Raw genomic sequence first — 14,858 nt, 5'->3', positions numbered from 1 at the left:
GCCGCGGTCGGCAGCAGCAGCCACAGCGCGGTGAGCAGCGCCAGCCGGGCGCGGTCCGGGGAAAGCCGCCTGGCGCGCCAGGCGGCCACCGCGCCGATCGCGATGAGGGCCCCGCACACGCCCGCCCCTCACGAAGGAGCCCCATGACCGACACCCCGCTGCAGCCCCTCCTGAACGACGCCGTCATCGCGCTCCAGGCGCCGACCCAGGTGTGGTCGGACGAAACCGGAGACATGGGATCCGCCCCCATCCACGGCATCTACCACGGCGACGTCCGTCATGTGCGGGCACTGACGGTCGCCGTCGACGGCACCGCCATCGAGGCGATCGCCTCCTCGTCGCCCTCGCCGCAGCGCGCCGTGTTCACGGGCGTGCTGCGCGGCGTCGACGACGACCAGCCCGATCCCAAGGTGCGCATCGACCGCACCCGCACCGTGCGTTCCGGCGGGCTCTCGGAGGAGATCCGGATCTCGTCGCACCGCGAGGTGCCGCTGCCGATCGCCGTGACCGTGCGGCTCATGCCGGACTTCGAGCCGCTCCAGCGCGTCAAGGCGGGACTGGCCGACGCCGGGGCCTGGGGGTGGGACGGCGATCGCGCCTCCTCGGGTGCGGCGTCGTTCGCCGTGAGCGCGCCCGAGGCGACGATCACCGTCGAGGAGGCGGCCCTGGTGATCCGCTGGGGCACGGTCCTGCCGCCCCGCTCGACGGCGGGCTTCCGCATCGACCTGGCGCTCGAGGATCCGACGCTCGTGGTGGCCTCGCCGGGAGCGCCCGCGTACCCGGCGGTCCCGGAGACCCGGGATCCGCGCCTGCGCCGCTGGCTGCACCGCGCCGCGGGTGACCTGTCCGCCCTGCGCCTCGCCCTGCCCGCGCATCCGGACGACGCGTTCTACGCCGCCGGCGCACCGTGGTTCTTCACCCTCTTCGGGCGCGACTCGATCTGGGCCGCGCGGCTCGCGCTCCGCCAGGACCCCACGATCGCCGCCTCCACGCTGCGCGTGCTCGCCCGCCTGCAGGGAACCCGGAAGGATCCGGCCACGGCCGAGGCCCCGGGCAAGATCCCGCACGAGCTGCGAAGCGGCGCGCTCTCCCTGCCCAGCGAAGGCGTGCATCTCCCCCCGCTCTACTACGGCACGGTCGACGCGACGCCGCTGTGGGTGTGCCTGCTCGCCGACGCCCGGGACGCGGGCATGCCTGAGGACGAGGTGCGCGCACTGCTCCCGAACCTGCGGGCGGCGCTGAGCTGGATGATCGATCACGGCGACGCGAGCGGATCCGGGTTCATCGACTACGTCGACGAGACCGGGCACGGACTCGCGAACCAGGGCTGGAAGGACTCGGGCGACTCGATCCAGTGGCGCGACGGACGCCTCGCCGAGGGACCCATCGCCCTCAGCGAGGTGCAGGCCTACGCGTACGAGGCCGCGGTGCGCGGCGCCGACCTGCTCGACGCGCTCGGCGAAGACGGCGGCGAGGCGCTGCGCGCCTGGGCGGCGGATCTGCGCGCCCGCTTCCGCGCCGCCTATTGGGTGTCGACGTCCGAGGGCCGCTACCCCGCGATCGCGCTGGACGCGCACGGCGCGGCGGTCGACACGCTCACGAGCAACATCGGCCACCTGATCGGCACCGGGATCCTCGACCCCGACGAGGAGCGCGCCTGCGCGGCGCTGCTGCTCGGCGACTCGATGTCGAGCGGGTTCGGGATCCGCACGATGTCGTCGGGCGCGGCAGGATTCTGGCCGCTGAGCTACCACGGCGGCAGCGTCTGGGCGCACGACACCGCCATCGCGGTGCACGGGATGCTGCGCGCCGGGCTGCGGGCCGAGGCCGCCGACATCGCGCAGCAGCTCGTCGACGCCGCCGAGGGCTTCGACTACCGGATGCCCGAGCTGCACGCGGGAGACGCCCGCGCGCTCGGCGTCGCCCCGGTGCCGTATCCGGCGTCGTGCCGCCCGCAGGCGTGGTCCGCCGCGGCGGCCGTGGTCTGCGCGGACGCGCTGGGCTGAGTCCCATCCGGCGCGCGGGGTTCCTGAGCCGCGACGTTCCGCACACGATGCGACGATCCGCACACGGTCCGACCGGATCGGTGTGCGGATCGTCGCGATGCGTGCAGATCGTGGCGTCGCGCGTGCCGGGGCCGGGCCCGGCCCCGGGCGTCAGACCGCGCGCACGCCGTCCTTCCAGACGGCGGCGACGAGCGGCACGCCGGGGCGGTACGCCAGGTGCACCCGGCTCGCGGCCTTCAGCAGCACGAGATCCGCGCGCATGCCGGGCGCGATCCGGCCGATGTCGTCCCGGCGCAGGGCCGCGGCCCCTCCGGCGGTGGCGGCGTGGATCGCCTCCGCGACCGTCATCCGCATGTCGCGCACAGCCACCGCGATGCAGAACGGCATCGACGAGGTGAAGCTCGATCCGGGATTCGTGTCGCACGCGATCGCCACGGTCACGCCGGCGTCGATGAGGCGGCGGGCGTCGGGATAGGGCTGGCGGGTCGAGAACTCCACGCCGGGCAGGAGCGTGAGCACGGTGCTGGATCCGGCGAGCGCCGCGACGTCCTCGTCGGTGAGGTAGGTGCCGTGGTCGACCGAGGCGGCGCCGAGGTCGACCGCCAGCCGCACCCCCTCGCCGGGGCCGAGCTGACTCGCGTGCACGCGCGGCTGGAGTCCGCGGGCGATGCCTGCTTCGAGCACACGGCGGGACTGCGGGACGCTGAAGGCCCCGGTCTCGCAGAACACGTCGATCCACTTGGCGTGCGGGGCGCAGGCGTCGAGCATCTCCCCGGTGACGAGGTCGACGTAGTCGTCGCCGCGGTCGGCGTACTCGGCAGGCACGACGTGGGCGCCGAGGAACGTGACCTCGGGGGTGACCTCGGCGGCGAGACGGACGAGACGCTCCTCGGTCTTCACGTCGAGGCCGTAGCCGCTCTTGATCTCGACGGCCGTGGTGCCCTGCGCGAGCATCTCGTCCAGGAAGCCGCGCAGGCGGATCCGCAGCTCGTCGTCGGATGCGGCGCGCGTGGCGGCCACGGTCGATCGGATGCCGCCCGCGGCATACTTCTGCCCCTGCATGCGGGCCTCGAACTCGGCGGCGCGGTCCCCGCCGAACACGAGGTGGCTGTGGCTGTCCACGAAGCCGGGGATCACGGCCCGCCCCCCGGCGTCCACCACCTCCACCCCTCCGTCTATTTCTGCCGAACTGATGCCTGCGGGGGCCGAACCCCACGGTTCGGCAGAAATAGACGGAGCGACGGGGGCGTCGGCGGCCGGGCCGACCCAGGAGACGCGGCCGTCCTCGATCAGGACGGCCGCGTCGTGCAGAGTGCCGCAGGGGTCTTCGCCGACCGGGACGTTCGTCGTCAGCTCGCCGATGTTCGTGATCAGGATCCGCATGTCCCGCCGCCTTCCCAGAGAAATGGTCGTGTCCCGCCCTGCGCTCCCCCATCCCCCGACGAGGTGCGCAGAGCGGGACGCGTCTGTGTCCGAGCTCCGCTCAGAGCCCCATCGGGACCTTGAGCCCGCGCTCGCGCGCGATGTCCTTCGCGTGGTCGTACCCGGCGTCGACATGCCGCATGACGCCGGTGCCCGGGTCGTTCGTGAGCACGCGCTCGAGCTTCTCGGCGGCGAGGGCGGAGCCGTCGGCGACCGTCACCTGACCGGCATGGATGGACCGGCCGATGCCGACGCCGCCGCCGTGGTGCAGCGACACCCAGGAGGCGCCCGACGCCGTGTTCAGCAGGGCGTTGAGGAGCGGCCAGTCGGCGATCGCGTCGGAGCCGTCCTTCATGGCCTCGGTCTCGCGATACGGCGAGGCCACGGAGCCCGAGTCGAGGTGGTCGCGGCCGATGACGATCGGAGCCGACAGCTCGCCGGACGCGACCATCTCATTGAACTTCAGGCCCGCCAGGTGGCGCTCCTTGTAGCCCAGCCAGCAGATGCGGGCGGGCAGACCCTCGAAGTGCACCTTCTCGCCGGCCTTCTCCAGCCAGCGGTGCAGAGCCGCGTCCTCCGGGAAGAGCTCCGCGATGGCGCGGTCGGTCTTGTAGATGTCCTCGGGGTCGCCCGACAGCGCGGCCCAGCGGAACGGGCCGCGGCCCTCCTCGAACTGGGGACGGATGTACGCCGGCACGAAGCCGGGGAACTCGAACGCGCGGTCGAAGCCGCCGAGCACCGCCTCCGCGCGGATCGAGTTGCCGTAGTCGAACACCGCGGCGCCGGCATCCTGGAACGCCACCATCGCGGCCACGTGGGCGGCCATCGACTCGCGCGACCGGCGGGTGAACTCTTCGGGGTCGCGCTCGGCCTCGGCCTTCCAGTCCTCGACGGTGATGCCGAGGGGCAGGTACGCGAGCGGGTCGTGCGCGCTGGTCTGGTCGGTCACGACGTCGATCGGCACGCCTCGGCGGAACAGCTCGGGGAAGACCTCGGCTGCGTTGCCGACGATGCCGACGGAGAGGGCCTCCCCGGCCTCCTTCGCGGCGACGGCCCGGGCGACGGCCTCATCGAGGTCGGTGTAGTAGACGTCGAGGTAGCCGTGGTCGACGCGGCGGGCGAGCCGCGACTCGTCGACGTCGACGATGAGGCAGGCGCCTTCGTTCAGGGTGACGGCGAGCGGCTGCGCGCCGCCCATCCCGCCGGCGCCGCCGGTGAGCGAGAGGGTGCCCTTGAGCGAGTCCCTGCCGAGCGAGCGGGCCACCGCGGCGAACGTCTCGTACGTGCCCTGCAGGATGCCCTGGGATCCGATGTAGATCCAGGATCCGGCCGTCATCTGGCCGTACATCATCAGGCCCTCGGCCTCGAGCTTGCGGAACTCGGGCCAGGTCGCCCAGTCGCCCACGAGGTTGGAGTTGGCGATGAGCACGCGGGGCGCCCACTCGTGTGTGCGGAACACGCCGACCGGCTTGCCGGACTGCACGAGCAGGGTCTCATCGGGCTCGAGCTCGTCGAGGGTGCGCACGATCGCGTCGTACGCCTCCCAGCTGCGCGCGGCGCGGCCGGTGCCGCCGTAGACCACGAGGTCCTCGGGGTGCTCGGCGACCTCGGGGTCGAGGTTGTTCATGAGCATCCGCTTGGCGGCCTCGGCGCCCCAGCTCTTCGCCGTGCGCTCATTGCCGCGGATCGCGCGGATGTGGCGGGTCGGGTCCGACAGGGTCGGGGTGGTGTCAGTCATTCGCGTGCTCCTTCGCAATCGCAGCGATCCGGCCGGACTGCACGAGCGCGGTCACGGCCTCCATGTCGGGAGAGAGGAATCGGTCGGGGCCGGGGCCGCCGGCCACGGTGCGGACGAGGTCGCGGACGGCGCCGGTGGCGGGGCCCGCCTCGAGCGGCGCGCGCAGGTCGAGCGCGCGGGCGCCGGTGAGGATCTCGATCGCGAGGACGCGGCCGAGGCCGTCGATCGCGCGGCGGAGCTTGCGGGCGGCGGCCCAGCCCATCGACACGTGGTCCTCCTGCATCGCCGAGGACGGGATCGAGTCGACCGAGGCGGGCACCGCGAGCCGCTTGAGCTCGGAGACGATGCCGGCGGCGGCGTACTGGGCGATCATGAGCCCGGAGTCCACGCCGACCTCGTCCGCCAGGAACGGCGGCAGACCGTGGCTGCGGGCCGGGTCCAGGGCGCGGTCGGTGCGGCGCTCGGCGACGGAGGCGACGTCGGCGACCGAGATCGCGAGGAAGTCGAGCACGGCCGCGACCGGCGCGCCGTGGAAGTTGCCGTTGGACTCGATCCGTCCGTCGCTCGTCACCACCGGGTTGTCGACGACGCTCGCGAGCTCGCGCTCGGCGATGGTGGTCGCGTACGACGCCGTGTCGCGCGCGGCGCCGTGCACCTGCGGCGAGCAGCGCAGCGAGTACGCGTCCTGCACGCGCCCGTCGTCCGGGCCCTTGTGGCTGGCGACCATCGGCGAGGATCCGAGGAAGGCGCGCAGGTGCGCCGCGGAGACGGCCTGGCCGATCTGCGGACGCAGCGCCATCAGGTCGGCCGCGAACACCGCGTCGGTGCCGAGCTGGGACTCGATCGACATCGCCGCCGACATGTCGGCCGTGATCAGCAGATCCTCGAGGTCGTGCAGCGCGAGCACGAGCATGCCGAGCATGCCGTCGGTGCCGTTGATGAGGGCGAGGCCCTCCTTCTCCACGAGCTGCAGCGGCTCGATCCCGGCCGCGGCGAGCGCGTCGGCGGCGGGCACCTTCTCGCCCGACGCGTCGCGGACGTCACCCTCGCCCATGCTCGCGAGCGCGACGTGGGCCAGCGGAGCCAGATCGCCCGAGCAGCCGAGCGAGCCGTACTCGCGGACGATCGGGGTGATGCCCGCGTTGAGCATCGCGGCGTAGGTCTGCACGACCTGCGGGCGCACGCCCGTGTGGCCCGAGGCGAGAGTCTGCAGGCGCAGCAGCTGGAGCGCGCGGACGACCTCGGTCTCGACCTCGGCGCCGGTGCCGGCGGCGTGCGAGCGGATGAGGCTCTGCTGCAGCTGACGGCGGCGCTCGGGGGCGATGAACGTGGTGGCCAGGGCGCCGAAGCCGGTCGAGACGCCGTAGTGCGGGTTCGGGTCGGCGGCCATGCCGTCGATGACTGCGCGGGCGGCGGCGACGCGGTCGAGCGCTCCGGCGTCGATGGCGACGGGGGCGTGGTGACGGGCGACGGCGACGACGTCCTCGGGGCGCAGGGGCGCCGCACCGATGACGACGGGGGAAGTGTGGGGCATGAGACGATTCCACACCTTCTCCCCCGTCCGGCCGAGGGCGATCTGGCATCGCCTGTCTGCGATCCCAGACATTCGGCATACCGCGCGGAGAAGGCGAGGACCGCGCACACCCCGACATCGCCGTCGCCTCTGATTGTGCGATGCGTCCAGAGACCGGCGATATTCGTGCAGATCGCACATGGTGTGCCGTCAGGCGCGGAACTAGCGTGGGCGCAACCATTCCCCGCCCGAAGGAAACGACCATGGCCCCCATCGCCACGCATGACGACTTCGCCCTCTCCCGCGTGACCCCCGAAGCGCGAAAGCCCTGGTTCGGCATCGCCGTGCAGCGCTTCGGCCAGGTCTCGGCGCTCTCCCAGTTCCTGCTCGGCGCGACACTCGGCTACGGCATGACGTTCGGCGAGGCGGCGCTCGCCTTCCTCCTCGGATCCTTGATCCTCGAGGTGATCATGTGCATCGTCGGCTTCATCGGCCAGCGCGAGGGCCTGAACACCGCCCTGCTCGCCCGCTGGACCGGCTTCGGCGAGATCGGCGCCTCGCTGGTCGGCCTCGCGATCGGCATCAGCCTCATCGGCTGGTTCGGGATCCAGTCCGCCATCTCGGCGCAGTCGCTCGACGCGCTCATGCCCGGCGTCCTGCCGACCTGGACGTGGAGCCTGCTGTTCGGCCTGGCCGTCACGGCGATCGTCGCCTTCGGCTTCCTCGGCATGCAGTGGCTCGCGAACATCACCGTGCCGCTGTTCCTCGTGCTCGTGGGCTGGTCGGTGGTCTCCGAGCTCAGCCGCCACGACCTGGGCGCGCTGCTGTCCAGCCCCGCTCCCGGCCCGCACATCAGCGTCTGGGCGGGCACGGGGATCGTCGCCGGCGGCCTCATCGTGGGCGCCATCATCACCGGCGACATGACCCGCTTCAACCGCTCGCGCGCCGACGTCGTGAAGCAGACCGTGGTGGGCGTCACGCTCGGCGAGTTCGTGATCGGCCTGGCCGGCGTGCTCCTCGCGCACGCCGCCAAGTCGGGCGACATCGTCGCGATCGTGACCAGCTCGGTGGGACTCATCGGCCTCATCATCGTCATCACCGGCACGCTGAAGATCAACGACTGGAACCTGTACTCCTCGACGCTGGGACTGGTGAACTTCATCTCCACGACGTTCGGGAAGAACCTGCACCGCGTCACCACCACGATCGTCCTCGGCATCGTCGGCTCCGTGCTCGCCGCCGCGGGGATCCTGGGGCAGTTCACCGAGTTCCTCATCGTGCTGAGCGTCGCGTTCCCGCCGATCGCGGGCATCATGGTCGCCGAGTACTTCGTGGTCCGCCGCTGGCGCGGAGAGCTCGACGAGAGTCGCGAGGCGGGCGTGCTTCCGGCCGCCGCGCCGCGGATCGTGCCCGCCACGATCGTGATCTGGCTGATCTCCGCGCTCGTCGGCTACTTCGTGACGTGGGGCATCCCCTCGCTCATCAGCCTGTTCCTCTCGATGGCGCTCTACATCGCGGCGGGCAAGCTCGGCCTCGTCCGCGGTGTGGGCAGCGTCCCCACCCGCCAGGCCGACCCCGCGGAGACCGCGGCCGCCTGACCACCGACTCCGTCGCGGGGTGCGGCGCCTTCCGACGCCCCGCGACGGGACCATCCTCCAGTCCCTCCGAGAAAGCGAGAACCATGCACATCGGCATCGACGTCGGCGGCACCAACACCGACGCCGTCCTCATGGACGGCACCCGCACCCTGGCCGGGGTCAAGCACTCCACCACCGCGGACGTGACCAGCGGGATCGTGCAGGCGATCGAGGATCTGCGCGCCCGGCACCCGTTCGAGGGGTCCGACGTCGACGCCGTGATGATCGGCACCACGCACTTCATCAACGCGCTCGTGCAGGCGAGCCGGCTCGCCCCGACCGCGGCGCTGCGCCTCGGCCTCCCCGCGACCCGCGCGCTGCCCCCGCTCGTCGACTGGCCCGAGGTGCTCGTCGAGGCGGCCCAGGCGCGCAGCTACCTCGCCCACGGCGGGTACGAGTTCGACGGCCGCCCCATCTCGCCCCTCGACCCCGACGAGCTGCGCGCCGCGGCGGAGGACATGAAGGCGCACGGGATCCGCTCGGTCGCGATCTCCTCCGTGTTCAGCCCCGTGAACCACGACCTCGAGGTGCGTGCGGCCGAGATCGTCGGCGACGTGCTCGGCCCCGAGGTCGCGATCTCGCTCTCGCACGAGATCGGGCGGATCGGGATCCTCGAGCGCGAGAACGCCACCATCATCAACGCCGCCCTGCGCGAGCTCGCGTCCGAGATCGTCGACGGCCTCACCGCCGCGGTGCGCGCGCACGGCATCGAGGCCCCGATCTTCCTCAGCCAGAACGACGGAACCCTCATGGACGAGGACTACGTGCGCCGCTACCCCGTGGCGACCTTCGCCTCCGGCCCGACCAACTCCATGCGCGGGGCGGCCGCGACGAGCGGACTGCAGGACTGCGCCGTGATCGACGTGGGCGGGACGACCGCCGACATCGGCCTGCTGGTCAACGGGTTCCCGCGCGAGACCGCGAACGAGGTGAAGGTGGCCGGGATCCGCACGAACTTCCGGATGCCCGACGTGCTCTCCCTCGGCATCGGCGGCGGCAGCATCGTGGATCCCGAGACCGCCGAGGTGGGGCCCGCGTCGGTGGGCTACCGGCTCACCACCGAGGCCCTCGTGTTCGGCGGATCCACGCTGACCGCGACCGACATCGCCGTCGCCGCAGGGCGCGCCGAGGTCGGCGACCCGTCGAAGGTCGCGCACCTGGATCCCGCCTTCGTCGCGCGCGTGCTCGACCGCATCGCGGAGCGCGTCTCGGAGGCCGTTGACCGCATGCGCACGTCACCCGATCCGATCGCGGTCGTCGCCGTGGGCGGCGGATCCATCCTGCTGCCGGACGAGCTCCCGCTGTTCGGCACGGTGCACCGCCCGGAGAACTACGCCGTCGCCAACGCGATCGGCGCCTCGATCGCCCAGGTCGGCGGCGAGATCGACAAGGTCTATGCGATCGCCCCCGGCGAGCGCGACGAGACCATCGCGGCCATCCGCGCCGAGGCCGTCGACAAGGCCATCGCCGCGGGCGCCCGGCCCTCCACGGTGTCGATCATCGACTTCGACGAGGTGCCGATCCCCTATCTGCCCGGCAATGCGACGCGCATCCGCGCGAAGGCGGTCGGCGACCTGGACATGGGGGCCTGAGATGGGCTGGCAGATCGACACGGCGCAGGTCGAGGACCTCGCCCGCGGCGCCGCGCTGTTCGGCACCGGCGGCGGCGGCGACCCGTACATCGGATCCCTGCTCGCCCGGCAGGCGCTCGCGGACGGCCCCGTCGCGGTGCTCGACCTCTCCGAGCTGCCCGACGACGCGCACGTGCTGTTCGTCGCCATGATGGGAGCGCCCACCGTCATGGTCGAGAAGCTCCCGAGCCTGGACGAGGTCATCGAGCCCGTGCGCGCCCTCGGCGCGCACCTGGGACGCCCCGTGACGCACATCGCGTGCGCGGAGGTCGGCGGGGTCAACTCCACGATCCCCGTGGCCGCGGCGGCCGCACTGGGCCTGCCGCTCATCGACGCGGACGGCATGGGGCGCGCCTTCCCCGAGCTGCAGATGGTGCTGCCGACCCTCATCGGCGTGACCGCCTCCCCGCTCGCCCTGAGCGACGAGAAGGGCAACGTCGCCGTGCTGCAGACGATCGACAACAGCTGGACCGAGCGGATCGCCCGCGTGGCCACGGTCGAGATGGGCTGCTCCACGATGATCGCGGGCTTCTCGATGACCGGTGCGCAGGCGCGCGCCGGCCTCGTCGGCGGGTCCCTGTCGCGGTGCATCACGGTCGGCCGCGCGATCGCCGACGCCCGCGAGGGCAAGACGGATCCCGTCACGGCCGCCGTGGCGCTGCTCGACGGCCGCGAGCTGTTCGACGGCAAGGTGGTGGACGTGCAGCGCGCGACCACCACGGGCTTCGCGCGCGGTCGCGCCCGGATCGAGGGCGAGGGCGGAACCGTCCTCACACTGCAGTTCCAGAACGAGCATCTCGTCGCGGAGGCCGACGGGCGGATCCTCGCCACGACCCCCGACCTGATCATGGTCGTCGAGGGCGAGACCGGGGAGCCCGTCACCACCGAGGGGCTGCGCTACGGCCAGCGCGTGCGCGTGCTGGCTGCGCCGGCCGACGAGCGCTGGCACTGCCCCGAGGCGCTCGCGATGGTGGGGCCCGGCTACTTCGGCTACGACCTTCCCGCGCACCGCTTCGACGGGACGGTGTCGACGGGGGCGGTGTCGACGGGAACGGTGTCGGGCATCGCGGCCGCAGAGGAGGCGAAGTGAGCTGGATCCTCACCGCGGCCGACCTCCCCGACCTCGCCCGCGGCGCCACGCTGCTGGGCACAGGAGGCGGCGGCGACCCGTACATCGGCAGCAAGCTCGTCGAGCGCGTGCTCGGCGAGGGGTCGATCACCATCCTGGATCCGGACGAGCTCGCGGACGATCTGTTCGTGATCCCGACGGCGCAGATGGGCGCGCCGACCGTGATGGTCGAGAAGATCCCGGCCGGGACCGAGCCCACCCAGGCGCTGCGCGCCCTGGAGGCGCACCTGGGCCGCATGGCGGATGCGACCATGCCGATCGAGTGCGGCGGCATCAACTCAATGATCCCGCTCGTCGTCGCCGCGGAGACGGGGCTGCCGGTCGTGGACGCCGACGGCATGGGCCGGGCGTTCCCTGAGCTGTCGATGGAGACCTTCGCGGTGTACGGCGTGCACGGCTCGCCGCTCGCCCTCGCCGGAGAGCGCGGCGAGACCGTGCTCATCGACACGGGCGACGACGACCGGCAGATGGAGTGGCTGGCCCGGGCCGTGACGATCCGCCTCGGCGGGGTCGGGCACATCGCGGAGTACGCGATGACGGGCGCCGACGTGCGGCGCACCGCGGTGCCGCGCACGATCTCGATGGCGCTCGCCCTCGGCCGGGCGATCCGCGAGGCGCGCGAGCAGCACCGCTCCCCGTTCGCCGCGATCGCCGACGTGCTCTCCACGACCCTGTACCCGCACGTCCGCGAGCTGTGCACGGGCAAGGTCGTCGACGTCGAGCGGCGCACGACCGAGGGCTTCGCGAAGGGCCGCGCGGTGATCGCGCCGCTCGACGGGGACGGGACGTTCGAGATCCGGTTCCAGAACGAGAACCTCACCGCGCACCGAGACGGCGCGCTGGTCGCGATCGTGCCGGATCTGATCTGCGTCGTCGACCACGAGACCGCGGAGCCCATCACGACCGAGGGCCTGCGCTACGGCCAGCGCGTGCGGGTGCTCGGCATCTCCACGCCGGAGATGATGCGCACCCCCGCCGCGCTGGAGGCGTTCGGGCCGGCCGCCTTCGGTCTCGACGAGGCGTTCCTGCCCGTCGAGCGCCCCGCATCCTGAGCGCGCGCCGTCACCGTCGGCCCGACGGCGCCCCGACCTCCTACGCTGGGACGATGGCGTGGCGAATGCGACCCGAGGACGTGACGGCGCTCGCGCGCGGGTGCGCGCTGCTCGGCTCGGGCGGCGGGGGCGCGACGACGATGGTCGAGCTCATGCTGGCCGGCGACGGTCGCGGCGAGCGCCGGCTGGAGTCCGTGGAGGATCTGGATCCTGCGACGCCCTGCTTCGGGGCGGCCTTCGTGGGATCGACGATCCTGCTCGGGGAGCGCATGCCGGGCCTCGCCCCGTTCGCCCCGCTCGTGGCCGCGGCGGAGCGCTGGCTGGGACATCGGATCCCGGCGGTGTGCTCGATCGAGGGCGGCGGGATGAACAGCCTCGTCCCGCTGCTGTTCGCCGGCGAGCGCACCATCGTGGACGCGGACTGCACGGGCCGCGCCGTGCCGGAGCTCGACCAGATGTCGCTGTTCGTCGACGGCGTGCCGGGGCTGGTCTTCACGTGCGACAGCGGCGCCGGCGGTGTCGCGCTCGTGGAGACGGACCGGGCCGTCGACGCCGAACGGATCATCCGCTCGGCCATCATCCAGGCGGGAGGGACCGGTGCCGCGGTGCTCGCCGGCTTCACGGTCGGAGACCTGCGCGAACACGCGATCCCGGGGCATCAGCGTCGCGCGCTCGAGCTCGGCCGCGCCTTCGTCGGCGCCCTCGCCGCGCCGATGCCCACCCTGGCCGCGGCGCTGGGAGCGCGTCTGCTCACGGAGGGAAGGATCGACCGGATCGCCCCGTACGCCTCGGATCCGCACGTCCAGACCGTCGAGATCACGGGCCCGGACGGCTCGGTCGACCGGGTCGTCACCCGATCGGAGACGCTGGCGGTGCTGCGGGACGGCGCGCTGCTCGCCTCCGCGCCGGCGATCATCGTCGTGCTGGACACGGTGTCGCGCGAGATCCTCCAGGTCACCGATCTCACGCCGGGACGGCGCGTCGCCGTGTTGTCGCTGCCCGCGCCGGACTGGTGGCTGCAGCGGCCGGAGCGCCTGCGCCGGGTGCTGCCCTCCACGTACGGCCTGCGCGAGCTGGACGCCGCATGAGCGCTCGGCTCTCCCTCGCGGGGCTTCAGGCGCACCCGGACACCGGGGGCCTGCGCCGCATCGCCGGACCGGCGTCGGCCGCCTGGGACGACGTCGTCGTGGAGTCGTCCGAGAGCGATCTGCTCCCCCGCACCGTGGCGACGCTGGCGGTGCTGATGTCGGCGGCTCCGACGACGCCCTGGCAGCAGGACGCGCTGCTGCGGCGCATCCACGAGCGCGGCTACCGCGGCGTGGCGATGCCGGGAGCCGCCGGCTTCGACCCGGGAGCGCAGCGCCTCGCGGAGCGGCTGGGCATCTGCGTGCTGGACGTGGAGAAGCCGATCCCGCTCGCCCGGGCCTGCTGGATGCTCCTGCAGGCGCAGGACGCGCTGACGCTCGCGCACGTGCGCAAGGTCGCACAGTCCTTCGAGTACACCGCGCGGGACCTGCCCGATCTGCTGCGTCAGGTCTCGGCGAACCTGGGCTACGCGCTCGCCCTGGTGGACGAGACCGAGATCCTGCACCAGGCCGGAGGGGAACTGGATCCGGGGCTCCTGCCGGCGATCGACTTCCGTCCCTGGGTCGACTTCGCGCGCACCGACGGGCAGGCGGCCGCCTCCGTGCGCGTGGACAGTCCGAGCCGGCCCGGGCTGCGCCTGGTGGTGTTCGGCGAGGGTCTGGGCGAGAGCCAGCTCGCGTCGCTGTCCGTCGCGGCGGAGGTGGCGATGCCGGCGATCGCCGCGCGGATCCTCATCGACGAGGTCGCGGAGGTCAACGACGTGTCCGCGTCCTCCGCGCTGCTGCGCGACTTCGTGGACGCGCGAGGACTCGCCGACGACGACGTCGAACGCCGCATGGCCGAGCGCGGCTGGCGCACCGCAGGGCACCATCTCGGCTTCCGGATGATCGGGCGGGGCCGGCTCGATCCGCTGCGGCTGCTGAGGGCAGTGCGCGCCGGGCTCGCAGGGATCGGGGCCGAGGCGCACGTCACCACGGCGGGGCGCGGCGTGAGCGGCTGGCTGGCCTTCTCCGCGACTCCCGCGCCGGCGGCGATCGAGGGCCACGTGCAGGGCCTGCGTGCGCTGCACGGGGAGGTCGCCCGGTCGTTCGCCGTCGCCACCGGGGTGGGGTCGCTGCAGCGCGGCCCGCAGGGGCTCGCCACGACGCTCGACGAGGCGGCGGACGCGGCGCGCATCGCGGCCTCCCGGTCGGCCACGGGCTGGTTCGTGCGGGTCGACAGCCTGGGACTCGAGCAGCTGCTGCTGGCCTGGACCGGCAACGACACGTTCGTGCCGGCCGCGGCTTCCTTGCTCGCGCCCCTGGACGACGCGGGTCCGGATCTGCGGCCCACGCTCTCCGCCTACCTCGATCACGAGTCGAGCCTCGTGGCGACCGCGCAGGCACTGAACCTGCATCGCAACACGGTCGCGCTCCGGATCCGCCGGGTGCAGGAGCTGCTCGGGCTCGATCTCTCCGACCCCGAGACGCGCCTGGCCGTGCACCTGGCCTGTCGCGCGGTGCGCGACCGCTGAGCCGGCACGGGCGCGACCGCAGACGACAGCTCCCGTCGCCGTCCGAGGCGTGGGATCCTGGGTGCGTGAGCCCCGACCGCGACGCCGACTCCCGTCTCGTCGCGCGTCCGGGCGCGGGCGACGACCGGCCG

The 14,858-nt window shown here is 73.0% G+C and carries 10 protein-coding genes; 7 read left to right on the top strand and 3 right to left on the bottom strand.

The window, feature by feature from the left end:
- Positions 1–143 precede the first annotated feature (143 nt).
- Entirely contained in the window at positions 144–2,006 is a 1,863-nt protein-coding gene (locus RL72_RS02710; protein ID WP_045249267.1) for a glycogen debranching N-terminal domain-containing protein, read from the top strand.
- Positions 2,007–2,156: 150 nt separating this feature from the next.
- Here the strand turns inward: RL72_RS02710 and hutI are convergent, their stop codons facing one another.
- The 3 genes from hutI to hutH all read right to left on the bottom strand — a co-directional run bounded on the left by hutI (position 2,157) and on the right by hutH (position 6,700).
- Entirely contained in the window at positions 2,157–3,389 is a 1,233-nt protein-coding gene (gene hutI, locus RL72_RS02705) for an imidazolonepropionase (protein ID WP_045249266.1), read from the bottom strand.
- A gap of 100 nt (positions 3,390–3,489) precedes the next feature.
- Complete coding sequence (hutU, locus tag RL72_RS02700) at positions 3,490–5,166, bottom strand: urocanate hydratase (protein ID WP_045249265.1); 1,677 nt, start codon at positions 5,164–5,166, stop codon at positions 3,490–3,492.
- Positions 5,159–6,700 (bottom strand): histidine ammonia-lyase, encoded by a 1,542-nt coding sequence (gene hutH, locus RL72_RS02695; protein ID WP_045249264.1) that lies wholly within the window; start codon positions 6,698–6,700, stop codon positions 5,159–5,161. Before hutH ends, hutU begins: the two co-directional genes overlap by 8 nt.
- Before the next feature lie 242 nt (positions 6,701–6,942).
- On the opposite strand from hutH, the gene RL72_RS02690 reads away from it, so the two are divergent.
- The 6 genes from RL72_RS02690 to RL72_RS02665 all read left to right on the top strand — a co-directional run bounded on the left by RL72_RS02690 (position 6,943) and on the right by RL72_RS02665 (position 14,727).
- Positions 6,943–8,277, top strand: a complete 1,335-nt coding sequence (locus RL72_RS02690) for a purine-cytosine permease family protein (RefSeq protein ID WP_045249263.1) — start codon at positions 6,943–6,945, stop codon at positions 8,275–8,277.
- A gap of 83 nt (positions 8,278–8,360) precedes the next feature.
- Entirely contained in the window at positions 8,361–9,908 is a 1,548-nt protein-coding gene (locus RL72_RS02685) for a hydantoinase/oxoprolinase N-terminal domain-containing protein (RefSeq protein WP_045249262.1), read from the top strand.
- Between the two features lies 1 nt (position 9,909).
- Complete coding sequence (locus RL72_RS02680; RefSeq protein ID WP_045249261.1) at positions 9,910–11,037, top strand: S-methyl thiohydantoin desulfurase family protein; 1,128 nt, start codon at positions 9,910–9,912, stop codon at positions 11,035–11,037.
- Entirely contained in the window at positions 11,034–12,128 is a 1,095-nt protein-coding gene (locus RL72_RS02675) for an S-methyl thiohydantoin desulfurase family protein (RefSeq protein WP_045249260.1), read from the top strand. The genes RL72_RS02680 and RL72_RS02675 overlap by 4 nt, the downstream gene beginning before the upstream one ends.
- Before the next feature lie 53 nt (positions 12,129–12,181).
- A complete protein-coding gene (locus tag RL72_RS02670) occupies positions 12,182–13,216 on the top strand; it encodes an S-methyl thiohydantoin desulfurase domain-containing protein (protein ID WP_248700349.1) in 1,035 nt (344 codons plus the stop codon).
- On the top strand, positions 13,213–14,727 hold the full coding sequence (locus RL72_RS02665) for a PucR family transcriptional regulator (RefSeq protein WP_045249258.1): 1,515 nt from the start codon (positions 13,213–13,215) through the stop codon (positions 14,725–14,727). Before RL72_RS02670 ends, RL72_RS02665 begins: the two co-directional genes overlap by 4 nt.
- Positions 14,728–14,858: the final 131 nt, after the last annotated feature.

The organism is Microbacterium azadirachtae, from assembly GCF_000956545.1.
Classification (GTDB): domain Bacteria; phylum Actinomycetota; class Actinomycetes; order Actinomycetales; family Microbacteriaceae; genus Microbacterium; species Microbacterium azadirachtae.
The sequence above is the reverse complement of the archived record's forward strand: the minus strand, read 5'-3'. Positions and strand labels throughout refer to the sequence as shown.

Bases quoted from the DNA above. Each gene is read 5' to 3' on its own strand.
- RL72_RS02710 (WP_045249267.1), top strand. From the start codon at position 144: ATGACCGACACCCCGCTGCAGCCCCTCCTGAACGACGCCGTCATCGCG.
- hutI (WP_045249266.1), bottom strand. From the start codon at position 3,389: ATGCGGATCCTGATCACGAACATCGGCGAGCTGACGACGAACGTCCCG.
- hutU (WP_045249265.1), bottom strand. From the start codon at position 5,166: ATGACTGACACCACCCCGACCCTGTCGGACCCGACCCGCCACATCCGC.
- hutH (WP_045249264.1), bottom strand. From the start codon at position 6,700: ATGCCCCACACTTCCCCCGTCGTCATCGGTGCGGCGCCCCTGCGCCCC.
- RL72_RS02690 (WP_045249263.1), top strand. From the start codon at position 6,943: ATGGCCCCCATCGCCACGCATGACGACTTCGCCCTCTCCCGCGTGACC.
- RL72_RS02685 (WP_045249262.1), top strand. From the start codon at position 8,361: ATGCACATCGGCATCGACGTCGGCGGCACCAACACCGACGCCGTCCTC.
- RL72_RS02680 (WP_045249261.1), top strand. From the start codon at position 9,910: ATGGGCTGGCAGATCGACACGGCGCAGGTCGAGGACCTCGCCCGCGGC.
- RL72_RS02670 (WP_248700349.1), top strand. From the start codon at position 12,182: ATGGCGTGGCGAATGCGACCCGAGGACGTGACGGCGCTCGCGCGCGGG.
- RL72_RS02665 (WP_045249258.1), top strand. From the start codon at position 13,213: ATGAGCGCTCGGCTCTCCCTCGCGGGGCTTCAGGCGCACCCGGACACC.